This is a genomic window from Oenococcus kitaharae DSM 17330 (genome assembly GCF_000241055.1).
GTDB lineage: Bacteria > Bacillota > Bacilli > Lactobacillales > Lactobacillaceae > Oenococcus > Oenococcus kitaharae.
Genome location: NZ_CM001398.1, coordinates 1,503,365 through 1,519,387, shown reverse-complemented (window position 1 = coordinate 1,519,387; position 16,023 = coordinate 1,503,365). Strand labels below are relative to the sequence as shown.

Here is a 16,023-nt window from a genome sequence, read left to right as displayed (position 1 = left end):
CCTAACAATAATTTTAACATGTTATGCCGGCTTTTTGAGATAGGCAGATAGGCGGTTAATGGCCGTATCAAGGTCTTTATCGGCACCAGCACATGAAATACGCACATAAGCTTTAGCAGTGTCCGAGAAAATTGAACCTGGAAAGATCTGCACACCGGCTTTTTGTGCGAGTTCAACACAAAATGGAAAGGCATCATCGCCGAATTTATCTGGAATCTTAGCCCATACATAGAATGCACCGGTCGGAATATCAGCGTGGAAACCAAGATCTGTTAACGCATGAGCGACTTTACTGACACGCATTAGATAACGGCTTCTTGTTTTGATACCTGCATCCGGGTCCAAGGTCAGAGCTGAGGCCGCTGCCTCTTGAATCGGCGTTGCAACACAAGTCACCAGTGTATCCTGTATTTTTCTCATAGCCGTCATGACAGCACCATGTGCAATGACAAAGCCTAAGCGATAGCCGGTCATTGAATGAGATTTGGAAAGGCCGGTAATCAGAATTGTGCGTTCGGGAATGATGGCATAAAGAGAATGATGTGATCCTTTAAATGTCTGTTCAGCATAGATTTCATCGCTGAGAACCCAAAGATTCAGTTTTTCAAATGTATTTGCCAGGGCGGTTAATTCGTCCAAATTATAACTGCTGCCGGTCGGGTTGTTGGGGTAATTAACAATGATAGCAATTACTTTGATACCTTGAGCGGCAGCCTGATCATAAGTTCGCTGAATCAATTCCGGCGTCAGTTTGAAATCGCTTGTGGCTGTGTCGACAGGTACTTTTTGGCCACCAGCCAACAGAACTGAATTTGAATATTGTGAATATTCCGGTTCAACGATCATCACACCGTCACGGGGATTAACGATGGCCATCAAAGCTAAATTAATACTTTCGGCCGCACCAACTGTCACTAAAATATCGTCTGGCCCTTGGATACCGCAAGCATATTTATCGTTATAAAAATGGCAGGCTGCTTGACGCAAAGGCAGGATGCCTTGGCCATCTGCATAGTGAGAATGATCGGCATCGATTGATTGCTTGAATGCTTCTTTTGTTGTTTGGCCAACCGCAAAATCAGGGTCGCCAAAACCGAGGTCGATGAGATTCTCGACCGGTCCGACTTTATCCAAAAAATCTAGCATGGGATCATGGGGGATTCTTTCTACCAACCTGCTGAGCGGATTCAATTCTTTAGACATAGTCAACACCTTCTTGAATATAATTTGTCATTCTCTGCAATGCTTCGTCTAAGTCAGCGTCCGAGCTGGCATAGGAAATTCGGACATAGTTTTTTGCGTTTTTACTGAAGGCTTCGCCCGGTAATACAGCGACTTTTGCCTGATTGGCTAAACGGACTGCAAAATCGTAACCATCATTTCCAAAGGCAGCTGGAATTTTTGCAAAAACATAAAAAGCACCTTGCGGATTGACTGGCTCAAAACCAAGCAGTTTTAATTGTTTAACCAGGCGGTCACGTCGTTTTCTGTAGGCTTTTAATGCATATTCAGGCACGTCTTCACCAACTGTCAAAGCCGCAAAGGCTGCATCCTGGCTCAATGTGGAAACGGCAAATGCTAGTGCTTCGTGGACGGTCAGCATTTTTTTAATCAAGGCTGCATCGCCAAAGATAAATCCGATTCGATATCCGGTCATCGCGTGGGACTTTGAAAGGCCAGTCAACAAAATCGTCTGCTCCGGCAGCATTCTATAAAGAGAACTATGCTGCCCTGAATATGTCAGTGCTGCATAAATCTCGTCTGAAATCACCCAAATGCGGTGCTTTTTCAAAGTAGCCGCAATGGCAGATAACTCAGATTCCGAGTAGGTGACACCGGTGGGATTGTTTGGATAATTAATCAAGATGGCTTTGACAGGAACGGTGGCCTGATCAATAGCTCTCTCGATAGAGGCAGGTGTTATTTTGAAATTATCTGGAGCTGTATCCAAAGCCACTTTGACGCCGCCAGCCAGGGCTAGGCTAGTGGAATAGGGTGAATAACTTGGTTCGGGAATAATCACGCCATCGCCGTGCTCCAGAATTGTCATGAAAACAACGTTAATTCCTTCACTAACGCCTTGTGTGACTAAGACCTGGTCGATTCCGTCCAGGTGGATGTCGAAATGACGGTTAAAATATGACACAGCTGCGCGTCTGAGATTGGTTTCTCCTTGTGAATTTGCATAGTGGCTGCGGTCATGGCCGATTGATACTTTTGCGACGGCCTTGATGCGGTCATCAACAGCAAATCCGGGTTCTCCAAAAGTTAATTGAATTAGATCCTCGATATCACGGATTTTGGCTTGAAAATCCAAGATTGGGTCACGTTTCAGTTGATCAACAGTTTTATTGAGTGGAAGTATGAAGTTAGACATATTTTTATTATACGTATGACAAGCTCAAACTCATGTTCGATGTTAGAATAATTGGGATGAATTATGTCACGAATCTTAAAAAAGAGGATTTAGCCGGTGATCGGATCGGCGTTTTTTTTGGTACTTTTGCGCCTTTGCACGTTGGCCACCAGGCTGAGATTTACAAAGCAGCCGCACTAAACGACGGTGTTTTGGTGGTAACTTCCGGCTATACTGGCGATCGAGGTGAAAAAATAGGACTGCCGCTTCGCAAACGTTTTCGATATCTGCGCCAGGCTTTTGCTGATGAATGGCAGATTAAAGTTGATTATCTTGATGAAGATAATATGCCAAAAATGCCAAACGGCTGGGATGTTTGGCTGGCAAAGCTGATCGCCATTGTAAAGCGGAATATTGTTAATAAAGACGCAAAAATTATTTTTTATACTGGCGAACAGGATTATAAAGACGAGATTGAAAAACGTTTGGGGGATGATCCGCAATATAGTGTCTCGCTAATGGACCGTACAATTTTAAATATTTCTGCTACAAAAATCCGTCAGGATCCATTGAAATATTGGGATTTTATTAATCGTGTTTTTCGCCGGCACTTCGTACAAAAAGTTGTTGTCATGGGTGGGGCCAATTCAGGAAAATCAACCTTGATCAGACGTTTAGCGCGGTCAGCGAACTCGCCATTTTCCGATGACTTTGCTGAAATTTATCAAGAGGCTTCGAATGTTGCGGATTCCGAAATGGATATCAAAGACTATCTCAATATTATCCAAGGCCAATATCAAGCCAATTCCACCGAAATCAATTCTCCGGCTAACAACGGCCTGGCTATTTTTAATGGTGATGCCATAAGTTTGCAGGCCTATTCGAATTTGCTGCTAAATGAAGACGAGCGAGAGCAGTTAGAACATTTGTATAATACAACTATTTCTGCTGAAGAAATTGATCTGATTTTGGTGATTCCGCCATTCAGTGACCAAAGACGGACGATTATTCGGGCCACTGGGGCGGCTGTCGACCCGATTAAATACCATCGTGAATTGCTGCGTTTGATTAATCAATATGGTTTTGCCGATAAATTAGTCGTTTTGGATGCGAAAAATCAACCCAATGACCCAGCCGGATATTATGCGCGTTATTTGCAGGCTCTGGACGCCATTCAAGCCTACACAGGTTTCGATATTGAACACCGCCGTTGATTTTTTGCCGGGTTTCTTATTAAAAACCGTTACAATGGTCACAGTATGAGTGAAGGATTTGAAAGCCTTATTATTGACAAGACCCTCAGAGAAGCGGGCGTTTTGCTGAAACAAACACCTGATATGCCGACGGTTTTTCAGGATTTGCAGTTTGATACCCGGAAAGTTACCAAGCCAGGTACTTTATTTGTCGTCAAAGGTGATTTTAAAGCAGACTATCTGACAAGGGATTTGTTAGAAAAAATTTCAGCTTTTGTCTCCAGTAAATCAATTCAAACGGAAAAGCCGCAATGGCTTGTTTCTGATTCGCAAATTGCGCTGGCTTCTTTATCGGCAGCTTTTTTTGGTCATCCGGAAAAAGAGCTGACCATTTTAGGCATCACTGGCACCAAGGGCAAGACTAGCAGTTCGTATATGGCCTATGCTATGTTGGATCAATTAACGAATCATCAGACGGCTCTTTTTTCAACAATCGACACAATCCTCAGCCCGGAACTGCATTTTAAAAGCCATCTAACGACACCGGAATCTTACGAACTGTTTAGAAATATGCGCCGTGCAATTGATGCGGGCGACCATTATTTAGTCATGGAAGTCAGTTCTCAATCATATCTCAAAAAGCGTGTTTTCGGCATCCATTTCAATGCTGGCGCTTTTTTGAATATCAGTCCTGATCATATCGGCATCAATGAGCATCCGACTTTTGCCGATTATCTAGCAAAGAAAAAAATGCTGGCTGAGAATTCTGATATATTTGTTTCTAATATTGACGATGCCCATGGCCAGGAATTTATTGACCATGCTCGTTCCTTCGGCGCCAAGACGCTCTCAATTTCTGAAAAACTTCCTAGCGATGTGACTTTTACCATCCAGCGGGCGGATTTGGACCAATCTTTATTTACGGTCAACCACAATCAAAGAGAGACACAATATTTATTAGATATTCCGGGCAGCTTTAATATTTATAATGCTGTGACTGCGATTACGATGCTGGAAGCGATCGGTTTTGATCCAAGTAAGGAAAACGCCAAAAAAGCGCTGGCCGACTTGCAGATTCCTGGGAGAATGGTCAAAATTAAGACGAGATCACATGGTTTGATCATTGTGGATTATGCCCATAACGGCCAGTCGGTCTCGACCTTGCTTAATTTTCTAAAATCTCAGCATCAGGGCGGACGCATCATCATTGTTTTGGGCTCTCCCGGAGACAAAGGGGAGGACAGGCGAGCACAGTTCGGCCAAGTCATCAGCAAAATGGTTGATATTGCTTATCTGACGACTGATGATCCTGGCAGTGAGGATCCACACGTTATTAATGATCAGATTCGAACTGCCATTACGAATCCCCAGGTTGAGCTTCACGAGGAGTTAGACCGCGTAAAAGCAATCCACCTCGCTATTGATCAGGCTGGCCCTGGGGATCTGCTGCTGCTGGCCGCTAAGGGTGACGATGCATTTCAAAAGACCAATCACATTGATGTGCCTTATCTTGGTGATCGGAAGGCAGCTTTGCAATATTTAGCTGAAATTGAGAAAATCTGATAGAATAGCACGGTTAAGGAGAAAAAATGCCACTTAAACCAAATGAATTAGCAGAACAAAATTCAAGATTCCGTGTTGGTGATGTGCTGTTGGCTGAGCCTTATGGCGGATTACAGCACCCGATCACAGGGCAGGTTGAAAGAATTTATGAACATTCGCTTCTAATTGAAATTACGGATAACCAAAAAGATGATCAGATTACGGTTACTGAAATGAACCATCGGGCAGTGGTGCCGATGGATTCTGTTGAAATCATTAAGCGCGGTCCTAAGCCTAAAAAAACTGAGACCGATGATGATGCGTGATTAGTTGGAATTATTTAGACACATACAATATTGTTAGAACCGCCAAATGCGGTTTTTTTAATCGGAAAGGCTCTGTATAATTAAAGTTATGAATTTTAAGCAGATTATCTCAGAAAAGCTGAATCAAGCGCTGGGTCAACAAGTAAGCAATGAAAAACTGGAACAATTAATCGAAAAACCAAAAGATTTAGCAAGGGGAGATTATGCTTTTCCCACCTTCTTTTTAGCTAAACAATTTCATCAAGCACCTCAGCATATAGCTGCAGATGTCGTCAAGAAACTCAATGCTGATGGTTTTGAGAAAATTGAAGCCGTTGGGCCTTACATTAATTTTTTTATTCAACGCGATCAGTTTACCAGCCGAATTATTAAGCAGATTTTGACACAGGCTGATTTTGGAAAAAATCAGCATGGCGCAGGCAAAAATATTGTCATTGATCTCTCCTCGCCAAACATTGCCAAGCCTATGAGCATGGGTCATTTGCGTTCGACGGTTATTGGCGAGGCTATTTCCAAAATTGCGCAGGCTAACGGTTACCACACAATTAAAATCAATTTTCTAGGGGACTGGGGTACTCAATTCGGCCTCATGATTGCCTCCTACAAGCGATGGGGCAATGACCAAGTGATTAATGCTAATCCCGTAGACGAATTGGTTAAACTTTATGTGCGTATTAATAATGAAGCGCAGACGAAACCTGAATTAAAGGATGAAGGGCGGCACTGGTTTAAAAAGCTGGAAGATGGCGATCCAGAAGCGACCAAGTTATGGAGCTGGTTTAAAGAGGTTTCTCTAAAAGAATTCCAAACTATTTACGATCGTCTGGGTGTGACTTTTGATTCAATGAACGGCGAATCCTTTTATAACGACAAAATGGAACCGGTTGTTCAATTATTGGCAGATAAGGGTTTGCTGACTAAGTCTCAAGGTGCTGAGATTGTTGATCTGCCAAAGCTGCTTCCTGATGCCAATTTTCCGATTGCTATGATCAAACGGAGTGACGGTGCGACACAGTATATTACGCGGGATTTAGCTTCGGCTATCTATCGGCAGGATCACTATCATTTTGATAAAGCTTTATATGTTGTTGGTGCAGAGCAAAAGGATCACTTCGAACAGATGAAGGCCGTTTTGCGTCTGGCCGGGGACGGCTGGGCCGACAATATCGAACATATTGGTTTTGGTTTGATTACGATGAACGGTAAGAAGATGTCGACTAGGAAGGGCAATATCGTCCCTTTGGTAGATGTCTTGGATGCTGCACACAAATTAGCCGCCGAGCAGATTGCTAAGAAAAATCCAGATCTGCAGAATGCTGAACAGATAGCTGAAGAAGTTGGTACTGGGGCCGTCATTTTTAATGATCTGCAAAATGACCGTAACTTGGCAATTGACTTTAATTTGGAAGATATCGTTCAGTTTGAAGGCGACACTGGGCCATATGTGCAATACACGCACGTTCGCGCAATGAGTATTCTGAGAAAAGCAGCGCAGCCTGTGGATAGTACACAAGAGATTCGCTTGGCCGATAGTGAAGCTTGGGGAATCGTTGCCAAATTATCAGAGTACGGGTCTGCCATCCAAAGGGCCTGGCAGTTAAGAGAACCTAGCATTATTGCTAAATATCTATTGAATCTGGCACGTGAATTCAATTCTTATTATGCCAACACCAAAATTTTAGTTGCTGACATGAATTTGAACTCGCGTTTAGCTCTGGTTAAATCAGTTGCGGATGTTTTAGCAAGCGGTCTGAAATTGTTGGGTGTTGCTGCACCAAATAAAATGTAATTTTGCAAAATAAATGGCAAAAATTAAAAGCTTTCAACCACCGTTTCCAGTTGATTCGCTGGACCTTTGTCTTTGTTTTGTTTATTTTTTTGTCTGCTTCAATATTTTTGGTTGCACAGGCTAAACTGGCTAATGTTGGTAATTTAGCAGATCAATTAGCTAAACCAACACTTATTTATGATAAAGACGGCAATCAAGCTGGCCAGTTAGCAGATCAGAAGGGGCAGACAGTATCCTTATCTGCCATCTCTGTGAATTTAAAAAATGCGGTTCTTTCAACCGAGGATCGACAATTTTACCAAGAACCCGGTTTTTCTGTTAAGGGGTTGAGCCGTGCGTTGCTGCTATTTGTGTGGAATAAATTAACTGGCAGGAATTATATTTCTGGAGGCGGGTCAACTATCACACAGCAGCTGGCAAAAAATGCGTATTTGGGCCAGCAGCAGACCTTCAATCGGAAATTCAAAGAACTTTTTCTAGCAATAGAAATCGAAAAACACTACAGCAAAGACCAGATTCTTGCCATGTATTTGAATTCGTCTTATTTTGGCCACAATATTTACGGTGTGGCCGATGCAGCACAAGGCTATTTCGGTGTCCCTGTCTCACAACTATCACCCTCTCAAGCCGCTTCGATTGCCGGCATGCTGGCTAATCCAACTATTTATGACCCGACCCGGTATCCGCGCCTTGCGGCTGATCGACGTAATACTGTGCTTCAAAATATGGTGGCAAACCGGAAATTAAGCCAGGCTGATGCTGATTTCGCCAAAAAACAACCGCTTGGTGCTAAAAATCCGTCTGTTAATCATGCTACGAATTATCAATATCCCTGGTTCTTTGATGCGGTCATTAATGAGGCAATTAATAAATATCATCTGACCGAGACTGAGGTTATGAACCGGGGTTATCGTATTTATACGACGCTTGATCAAACAGATCAGCGGGACTTGCAGATGGATTATGCTAACCCTGCTTTATTTCCAGTTGCCGACAATCAGTCTGCTTCGATTGCCTTAGACGCTCGGACAGGCGGCGTGCTCGCTGTCGTGGGCGGCCGAGGTGAACATGTCTTTCGCGGATTTAACAGAGCTATTCAAGCTAGGCGTTCGCCAGGTTCTTTGATCAAGCCGCTTGTCGTTTATGCACCAGCCTTAAGCCGGGGATTTCGGCCAAACAACTTGTTCCCGAATCAAGTCATGACTTTTCCTGGCAAATACCGACCGGAAAACGCGTTAGGATATCAGTCGCCAGATGTCGATATGTCAACAGCGATTGCAAATTCATATAATATTCCAGCCGTCTATCTTCTCAATAAAATCGGAGTCAGAACAGGCTATCAATATGCAAAAGATTTTGGTCTGCCAGTTCAAAAGGGCGATGAGAATTTAGCGTTGGCCTTAGGCGGCATGTCTCAAGGTGTTTCACCTCAGCAAATGGCTCAGGCATATACTGCTTTTGCTAATAGAGGGAGAATGTCTCAAGCACACTATATTACGCGGATTTTAGATGCAAGCGGCAAGGTGATTGTCAGCCATCCTGATTTTTCTCAAAAACAAATTATTTCCGCATCTGATGCGAGCCAGATGACTAATATGATGTTCCGAGTTTACCAGACTGGTACTGGCGCGGGTGCAGCACCGGCCAATTATCGTGTAGCAGGTAAAACAGGGACAACCGAAGACGTTGATAATACTGCCATCCCGAATGCATCTAAAGATCTTTGGGCTGCCGCCTATACCCCAGACATCGTGACTGTCTCCTGGCAGGGATATGATATTTCCAGTTCCGGTAAAACATTGCCTGTATTTCTGAACCAATCTTTGGGACCGCTTTTTCAGGCGCAAACAACACAATTTATCGCGAATTCGCCTAGAACGCCTTTTGGTGAGCCTGTTCCGCAATCTTGGACAGACCAGGTGTGGACATTTTTTAATCGACTGGGGCAGTCAGCCAAGCAATTTGGTAAAAAAATCAACGATTTTGGACAGAACCTATCGCAGTTTATTCAAGAACAATTTAACCGGTAATCCAAGTCGACCTTTGATAAAATTGATTAGAAACAGGAGAAAAAATGACGGCATTATATGACCAGGCCAAATTAATGGCCAGAGAATTACAAGATACTCAGGAGTTTGCTGACCTTAGCAGAGCACTAGCAAAAGTTAGAGAGGATCCTGAGTCCAATAACGCATTTACGGAATTTCAGGCTGCTCAGCAGGAGATTCAGCGTTTGCAAGAACAAGGGCAGGAACCTAAGCCAGAACAGATTCAAAGCTGGCAGTCAACTGCTCAAAAGGCACAAGAGCTGCAGCCGATTAAAGATCTCAGTGCGTTTGAACAGAATTTGAATAATATGCTGGGTGAAGTGAATGAATTGATCACCGCGCCGCTGAATGCACTATATTCAAAGAAGTAACCGGCAGGGATTTGCTTGGCCGGTTTTTTAAATAAAGAGGGAAAATGAAATTTATTCACGCAGCAGATATGCATTTAGGAAATACGATTAATGGTATTGACCGTAAAATAACTATTCCTTTGCCGATTAGAAAAGAAATCAGTTTTGCGACTTTTTCGGCTTTTAAAAATGTCATCGATTTGGCCATTGACCAACATGTTGATTTTGTTTTATTTCCTGGAGATCTTTTTGATTCTAGTCAGCAGAGTGCTTATCTTTATAATTTTTTGAACCAGCAATTTGAATCTCTCAAACAGGCTGGTATTGCTGCTTTTGTGTCCTTTGGCAACCATGATTTTCAGTCGGATGCCGATCATGACTTTCTTTGGCCGGATAACGTTCATGTTTTTCCAAGAGGCCGGGCAAAGACTTTCTATCACGATTCTTGGGATGGCAAACGGATTGCTATTTCTGGAACAAGTTTTGCTGTCAGAAACCCGCAGGAAAGTCTAGTCAGTTTATACCCTGCCAGGGATCAATCGGTCGCTTATGAAATTGGTATGTATCATGGCAGCCTTGGCGATAACGCTGCCAATCAATATGCGCCATTTACGGTCGATCAGCTGCAAGCACTTAATTATGATTATTGGGCTTTAGGACACATTCATGTTCGCCAAGTCTTATCCAAAAGCCCAGCTATTGTTTATTCTGGAGATCCTCAAGGATTAGATTTGACTGAAACAGGCGAGAAAGGCGTTTATCTTGTCTCTGACGAAGATGAGCAGCAACAGCATCTGAGCGCTAAATTCCTGCCGACAAGCAAGTTCATTTTTCAACCGATTTCACTGTCCATTCAGGACAGTTCTTTGCTGCCCAAATTAAACGATATGATCATCAATGCGATGCAGGCAAAGAATACGAACAAATTAGTGCTGAATATCTTGACTTTGAATTTATCGTTTAATTTATCCGACAAAATCAGGGAACAACTGACCGATTCAAGTTTTCTTGATCTGATCAATACAAGAAGCCTGCCCTTTAAGCAATGCATTATTCGGATTAATATCAATGAATCAGGCCAGACACAGCCATTTAGCCATCTAGACTCGCGTTTTTGGCAGCAGGCAAAAGAAAATGTCTTTGATGCCGAGCTTTTTAATCGGGATGTCGCTAAGACATTTTCTCGAAAAGAACAATTTATCATCGACCACTTTACAGACCCAGCTGTTCAAACGCAGCTGATGTCGACGGCACAAAGGCTGATTTCACAGAGGGCAGATATATGATCATTAGAAAACTCCATATTGTTGGTTTTGGAAAATTTTCAGATTTTGACCTTGATCTGAGAAATGATTTGCAAGTTGTTTACGGGGAAAATGAGAGCGGCAAATCGACATTGCGCCAGTTTATCAGCGGCGTTCTTTTTGGATTTACACAAAACAAACGTCAAGCCAGCAATTTGTACGAACCACACAACGGTGCACAATATGGCGGCAGCCTGCTTTTAGAAAAAGACCAGCGTCTTTGGGAGATTTCCCGTTTAGGCAGGACACAGTCCCGTTTATCTGTTAAGGCCCCTAATGGCGTAGAATCTCCTAATCCCGAGGACCAGTTGAAACAATTGCTGGCACCTTTTACAGAAGACAGTTTTCAAGATATTTTTTCTTTTGATCAAGAACAATTGAATGAAATTAGAAATCTGTCTGGCAAAGATTTGTCAAATCGCCTGCTAAGTTTTTCGGCTGTTAACGCAGATCGATGGCAGGAATTGAGCGCAGCACTGGATAAATCTGCCAGCGACCGTTTTGGTGTCACTAAGACCGCTAAGCGACCGATAAATCGACTTATTAAGGACTTTGAAGATCTTGATACTCAAATTGATGCCATGACTGGCCAGCTGTCTCAATATCGCCAGGCCGAGGAAAACAAAGACCGCTTGGTGCATCAATTAGAGGAAGTGGAGAGTCAGCAAAAGAAATTACAGATTCAGATCGGTCAATTTACAAAGTTAGCAGATTTATCTGATTTATATGCCGAAAAAAATGAACTTGCAGCGGGTAGCTCCGATCTGGAGGCTTTTTCGGACGCGCAAATCACAGCTTTGACAGATAGTACAGCTGCACAAGTTGAAAAATTGGAAGGTCAGATCAACGGCATTGATCTAGACGAGGGAAGCGACCATTCTACCGAGATTTCTGAAAACCCGCTTTTAACAATTTATAAAAACAATCAGCGAGATTTGGATCTTTTGGATCAGTCGATTCCAAATCTTATTGCTGGTAACAACCTATTTGACCAGACCAAAAATGAGTTAAAAGTTCTCTCCAGCCGATTGGATCAATTACATGCTGATTTGAAGGTCAAGTTTAATGATCCGATTCCAAAGCCTTTGCCGCAAGGCTTGAACATTCAGCCAAAAACAAAGATATCAGCCTTTTTTATCATTGGCATTATCTTGGCTGTTGCGGGAGTTTTGGGCATCGTATATGGCTTTCTTTCTCTTGAATTTCCACTACCATTTTTTATCTGCGGCGCGGGCGGCCTGATCATTGGCGGCTTGCTGGCGTTTTTTGAACGCCCTAAAAAAGAATCAATCGACTTGTCAGGATACGGTTACGGCACACAGACCGATTTGGCGCTGATTACTGCATCTCAAAGAGAATTACAGGAATATGATGAGAAAGTTCAAAACTTTAATCAGCTTGTCAAACAAAAACAGGGACAGCTCTATAAAATTGATTCGCTTTTAAAATTGGCTATGCCGTTAAAACAGTATTTACCGGATTCTGCACAGAGCCACGATACGCTTGTTGGACAGATTCAGGTACTTCTCAATGAGATTCGGGATGAAAAACGGTCAGCCGCACTTTCTGCCGAACAAAAGCGTTTAGTCGAAGATAACCGTCAACAACAGCAAAATCATCTAAATGATTTAAAGAATCAGCAGCGGCAGATTTTTGATAGTCTTAAAGTCACTGATTATTCCGAGTTTCAAAAACTGCTGGCAGCACGTTCATCGGCACAACAGCGGCAGGATCATTTACAGAATATTGAACAGGTTCTCACAACTGACAAAGAAGCAATGATTAATCAGCTGGGAGGAATCGATCAGATTATTTTGAAGATTCAAGCTGCCAAGGCTCAGCTGACAAATCTCGATGCAAAAATACAAGACGTGAATGGGCAATTGTTAACCGTTCAATCTCAACTGATGAGTTTAAGCGGAGATCGCGATTATCAGGATAAATTACAGCAGCGGGCTGATTTAGAAACCGAAATTAATAATGAATTAGAGGGGTATTTCACGAACCGGCTGGCGGCCAGCTGGATTAATGAAAGTTTGTATGAAATCAGCCATGAGCGAATGCCTGAAATTAAAAAACAAGCTGAAGCCTATTTCTCTGAACTGACTGACGGCAAATATCGTGAAATTATTTTTCAGGATCATGCCCTGTTGGTTACAAACGGCCAGGGTGACCATTTTTATGCTTATGAGCTTTCCAAGGGAAGCTCCGAACAGCTCTATGTCGCATTGAGGCTTGCCTTTGCTGAATCATTAGCAGTGAAGAATCCACTGCCTTTCTTAATTGATGATAGTTTTGTCAACTTTGATGCCTCAAGAAAAGATGTCATGGATCGCATCCTGAACCATCTGGCTGAAAAATATCAAGTCATTTATTTTACTGCCAATCATGACCAAAATTTCATGGAAACGAATATCATTGACTTAGGAGCACTGGCAAATGCTTAATGAACATAAAAAGGGTGACAACTATAGTATTTATCTGCTGATTAAAACAGCCGAAAAACGGTCCACTAGTAAGGGATCTCCCTATATCCGCTTGACTTTAACTGATCGTTCGGGTGAAATTCAGACAAATATTTGGGATGCCAGTGAACAGGATAGCGAAAACTATATTGCTGGGAAGGTTGTTTACGTCACGGCTATTCAAGATGAATACCAAGGCAAACCGCAATTAAAAATCCAAGATATTCGCCTTGCCAGCGACAGCGAACCAAGCGATCCGTCGATTTATGAAATTAGTTCTCCAATTTCTCGAAAGGAATTGCAGTCGCAAATCAATGATTTGCTCTTTCAAATTACGAACCCGACTTGGAATCGTGTTGTACGCAATATTTTAAACAAATATGCAGATGCCTACTACGAATTCCCGGCAGCTAAGAAAATCCATCATGCTTTTCGCGGCGGCCTGGCCTTTCACTCTCTTTCTATTGCTAAATTAGCTTTGAAAGTCACAGATTTATATCCACAAATTAATCGTTCCTTATTGCTAGCTGGCGCTTTGATTCATGATATTGGTAAAGTAGTTGAACTTTCCGGCCCGGTTGGAACTGAATATACAATGGAAGGACAACTGTTGGGGCACATTGTGATCGGTGATGAAATTATCGTGCAGGCAGCAACCGAACTTGGTTTTGATTTAGCTTCAGAAGATATGATTTTATTGAGGCATCTGATGATCAGCCACCACAACAAGCCAGAATTTGGTTCGCCGGAATCCCCTAAAGAATTAGAGGCTTATGTTTTATCGAAATTGGATGATTTGGATGCACATATTCAAATGATTACAGATGCTGTCGGTAAGACAGCTGCTGGCGGATTTTCAGAAAAAATATTTGGTGCAGACAATTTATCTTATTACCATCCCAAAGATGGTTTATTGACTGATGATGATAGCAAGTAAAACGAGCAGCAAACTTATGAAGGGGAATTGATACAATAACATTTAATGCGTATGATATTTGAACCAACCTATCGAGTCAAACGTGTCTGGGGGATCAGCCCGAAAGCACTTCAGTCACGCGGTATCACAACAGTTTTAGCGGATTTAGATAATACTCTCGTTGCCTGGAACCGGCCTGAAGGCGATCGGGATTTTTTTGATTGGCATGCAAAATTGCAGCAGGCCAAGATTAATTTGATCGTCGTTTCGAATAATTCGACTGCTAGGGTCAAAAGGGCAGTGACGGCCTTGGGAGTCCCTTTTGAATCCTGGTCCTGGAAACCCTTGCCGCGTGGTATCAAAAAAACATTGCGTGATTTTGATCTCACCAAAGATGAAGTGATCATGGTTGGCGACCAAATTACCACAGACATCATTGCATCCAATTTAGCCGGGGTACGGAGTGTTTTGGTCCAGCCCCTGACGCAGACGGACGGTCTTCCGACTAGAATCAATCGCCAGATTGCTAAAATTATTACCGGCCACAAAGAAATTCACTGGGAGGATGACTTAATTGACCCTAAATAATGATCAAATTCAACAGATCCTGGATGAAGGCATTACCTGTATCGGCTGCGGCTCTTTGTTTCAAACGACAGATCCTGACCAGGCAGGATATATCAAGGCCAGTAAATTACATGATTATTTAGCCGGACTTACATCGCCCGATGATCCAATTGATTTATTATGCGAGCGTTGTTTTAAGCTGCGCCATTACAATCAAATTCAGCCAGTGGCACTGGAGTCCAGCCATTTTCAAAAGATTCTGTCGGCAATTGCTGATAAAAAGGCACTTGTCCTGTATTTAATTGATCTGTTTGACGTTAGCGGATCAATGATCAATGGTATTTCACGTTTTATTGGTAATAATCCCATTGTGATTGTCGGCAATAAGGCTGATGTTCTGCCTAAATCGGTCAAAAAACATAAATTAGCTGACTGGCTGCAAAGAGAGGCTGGTAAACAAGGCATTCAGGCTGTTCGGACTATTGTTTTGTCTGCAGATAAGGGCGACGCCGGTGAAACGCTTTTAAATGAAATTGATGACTATCTTGATCGCTACCCGGAAATTTACGTAGTTGGCGTCACGAATGTAGGCAAGTCTACTTTGATTAACCAGATCATTAAAGCTTTGTCTGGCAAAGGATCAGTAATTACCACATCCCGTTTTCCAGGTACGACGCTGGACAGGATAGTCATTCCATTGACTGAGAAAACGGCGATTATCGATACACCGGGAATCATACATGCTTCACAAATGACTCACGTTGTCAGCCCCAAAGATTATAAGTATTTGCTGCCTAATAAGGAGATCAAGGCACGCACTTTTCAGTTGCAATCCGGTCAGACAATATTCTTTGGCAGCTTGGGCTGGATGGATTTCTTGAATCGACAGAATATCTCAATCACAGCTTATTTTGAAAATAATTTGATGCTTCATCGTGGTAAAACAGAAAAATCATCTGATTTCTTCAGGCTCCAAGCTGGCAAAACTTTGCTGCCGATTACTGAGTCGGCGATGGATTGGATTAGTCAGGAAATCAAAGTTCTGCCCGGTCAGGATGTTGTTATTTCTGGTTTAGGGTGGGTGACTTTCCGTAATTCAACGACAATTCGCCTGCATTTGCCGAAAGGTGTGGCCTTTTCCGTACGCCAAGCCGAAATTTAGATAGA

The 16,023-nt window shown here is 42.7% G+C and carries 13 protein-coding genes; 11 read left to right on the top strand and 2 right to left on the bottom strand.

Annotated features, from left to right (window positions below; translation table 11 throughout):
• Nucleotides 1-21: 21 nt before the first annotated feature.
• Nucleotides 22-1,203 (bottom strand): pyridoxal phosphate-dependent aminotransferase, encoded by a 1,182-nt coding sequence (locus OKIT_RS07630; RefSeq protein WP_007746649.1) that lies wholly within the window; start codon nt 1,201-1,203, stop codon nt 22-24.
• The gene (locus tag OKIT_RS07625) at nt 1,196-2,377 is read right to left on the bottom strand and encodes an aminotransferase class I/II-fold pyridoxal phosphate-dependent enzyme (protein WP_028291699.1); all 1,182 of its coding nucleotides are present in this window, start codon (nt 2,375-2,377) and stop codon (nt 1,196-1,198) included. The genes OKIT_RS07630 and OKIT_RS07625 overlap by 8 nt, the downstream gene beginning before the upstream one ends.
• A 56-nt stretch (nt 2,378-2,433) precedes the next feature.
• Between OKIT_RS07625 and OKIT_RS07620 the strand changes: the two genes are divergently transcribed.
• The 11 genes from OKIT_RS07620 to yqeH all read left to right on the top strand — a co-directional run bounded on the left by OKIT_RS07620 (nt 2,434) and on the right by yqeH (nt 16,018).
• On the top strand, nt 2,434-3,570 hold the full coding sequence (locus OKIT_RS07620; protein WP_007746647.1) for an AAA family ATPase: 1,137 nt from the start codon (nt 2,434-2,436) through the stop codon (nt 3,568-3,570).
• A 45-nt stretch (nt 3,571-3,615) separates the two neighbouring features.
• Nucleotides 3,616-5,112: a Mur ligase family protein gene (locus OKIT_RS07615; protein WP_007746646.1), complete on the top strand. Its 1,497-nt coding sequence runs from the start codon at nt 3,616-3,618 to the stop codon at nt 5,110-5,112.
• 26 nt (nt 5,113-5,138) lie between these two features.
• Entirely contained in the window at nt 5,139-5,417 is a 279-nt protein-coding gene (locus OKIT_RS07610; protein ID WP_007746645.1) for a hypothetical protein, read from the top strand.
• 88 nt (nt 5,418-5,505) lie between these two features.
• Complete coding sequence (argS, locus tag OKIT_RS07605) at nt 5,506-7,206, top strand: arginine--tRNA ligase (protein ID WP_007746644.1); 1,701 nt, start codon at nt 5,506-5,508, stop codon at nt 7,204-7,206.
• 2 nt (nt 7,207-7,208) lie between these two features.
• Nucleotides 7,209-9,236 carry a transglycosylase domain-containing protein gene (locus OKIT_RS07600; protein ID WP_007746643.1) on the top strand — a complete coding sequence of 676 codons (2,028 nt, stop codon included), beginning with the start codon at nt 7,209-7,211 and terminating at the stop codon, nt 9,234-9,236.
• Nucleotides 9,237-9,280: 44 nt separating this feature from the next.
• Nucleotides 9,281-9,625, top strand: a complete 345-nt coding sequence (locus tag OKIT_RS07595; protein ID WP_007746641.1) for a YlbF family regulator — start codon at nt 9,281-9,283, stop codon at nt 9,623-9,625.
• 44 nt (nt 9,626-9,669) lie between these two features.
• The gene (locus tag OKIT_RS07590; RefSeq protein WP_007746639.1) at nt 9,670-10,890 is read left to right on the top strand and encodes a metallophosphoesterase family protein; all 1,221 of its coding nucleotides are present in this window, start codon (nt 9,670-9,672) and stop codon (nt 10,888-10,890) included.
• Nucleotides 10,887-13,355, top strand: coding sequence for an ATP-binding protein (locus tag OKIT_RS07585; protein ID WP_007746637.1), 2,469 nt, complete (start codon nt 10,887-10,889; stop codon nt 13,353-13,355). Before OKIT_RS07590 ends, OKIT_RS07585 begins: the two co-directional genes overlap by 4 nt.
• Nucleotides 13,348-14,310 carry a 3'-5' exoribonuclease YhaM family protein gene (locus OKIT_RS07580; RefSeq protein WP_007746636.1) on the top strand — a complete coding sequence of 321 codons (963 nt, stop codon included), beginning with the start codon at nt 13,348-13,350 and terminating at the stop codon, nt 14,308-14,310. Before OKIT_RS07585 ends, OKIT_RS07580 begins: the two co-directional genes overlap by 8 nt.
• Before the next feature lie 45 nt (nt 14,311-14,355).
• Complete coding sequence (locus tag OKIT_RS07575) at nt 14,356-14,877, top strand: YqeG family HAD IIIA-type phosphatase (protein WP_028291700.1); 522 nt, start codon at nt 14,356-14,358, stop codon at nt 14,875-14,877.
• Nucleotides 14,864-16,018, top strand: a complete 1,155-nt coding sequence (gene yqeH, locus OKIT_RS07570) for a ribosome biogenesis GTPase YqeH (protein WP_007746634.1) — start codon at nt 14,864-14,866, stop codon at nt 16,016-16,018. Before OKIT_RS07575 ends, yqeH begins: the two co-directional genes overlap by 14 nt.
• Nucleotides 16,019-16,023: the final 5 nt, after the last annotated feature.